Source organism: Candidatus Nitrosotalea sp. FS, assembly GCF_011319475.1.
In the GTDB taxonomy this organism is placed as follows: Archaea; Thermoproteota; Nitrososphaeria; order Nitrososphaerales; family Nitrosopumilaceae; genus Nitrosotalea.
In genome coordinates, this window is the sequence record NZ_RCMC01000167.1 from 1 (window position 1) to 888 (window position 888).

Annotated in this window: 2 protein-coding genes; one reads left to right on the plus strand and one right to left on the minus strand. The window is 37.8% G+C overall.

Annotation, left to right across the window (positions count from 1 at the left end; all coding sequences use genetic code 11):
* Nucleotides 1-3 precede the first annotated feature (3 nt).
* Nucleotides 4-479 (plus strand): SDR family oxidoreductase (locus tag DYY66_RS16150; RefSeq protein WP_394352583.1); only part of this gene is annotated, 476 nt, incomplete at its 3' end.
* A gap of 72 nt (nucleotides 480-551) precedes the next feature.
* On the opposite strand, the gene DYY66_RS14255 is transcribed toward DYY66_RS16150, so the two are convergent.
* Nucleotides 552-823 (minus strand): methionine adenosyltransferase domain-containing protein (locus DYY66_RS14255; protein ID WP_255496173.1); only part of this gene is annotated, 272 nt, incomplete at its 5' end.
* Nucleotides 824-888 lie beyond the last annotated feature (65 nt).

Sequence of the window (888 nt, forward strand, 5' to 3'; positions counted from 1 at the left end):
TTCTTGCATTTTATTGGTCAGGGAAGACAGACCGTAGATTCTGATTATGGTACAGTAAACGTATCTCTTGCAAGAAATGCAGTTGCTCTGTGCAAAAAGGCAAAAATAAAAAAAATAATTTACATCAGCGGTCTTGGAGTTGACAAGAATACAACACTTGGATATTTTATTTCAAAATACAAGGCAGAGCAGGAGATAATTCACTCTGGACTTGATTATACAATTTTCAGGGCATCATACATCATAGGAGATGATGATCCATTGTCAGAGAATCTAGAACAGCAGATAAAAAAAGGACAGATGTTAATTCCTGGCTCTGGAAATTATAGGTTCCAGCCTATCTTTGTATATGATGTGGCAGACGTTGTGATACAATCTGTTACAGAGAAAAAATTCTCAAACAAGATAATTGACTTGGTGGGACCGCAGATAGTAAGTTATGATACATTTGTAAAAAAATTCTTGGGCAGGAAAAAAATNGTGACTATATCGGGGACCACAAAAAACTTGCCAGTCTTGCCAAGATGAGATTTACAAGATATGATGAAGTGTTACAGTCCAGAAGCCTGTCTTAGAACAGATGCCTTGTCTGTCTTTTCCCAGCTAAATTCTGGTTCAGTTCGTCCAAAGTGGCCGTATGCTGCAGTCTTTCTGTAAATTGCATTCTTTAGTTTTAGCTGAGAAATAATAGCAGAAGGACGCATGTCAAAGTGTTTTCTTACTATGTTTTCAATGGTTTCTTCTGGAATCTTGCCTGTATCAAATGTGTTAACTGTAAGTGATACTGGTTCTGCCACTCCGATTGCATATGCAACTTGGACTTNTTGTATCAAATGTGTTAACCGTAAGGGAAACTGGCTCTGCCACTCCGATTGCATATGCAACTTG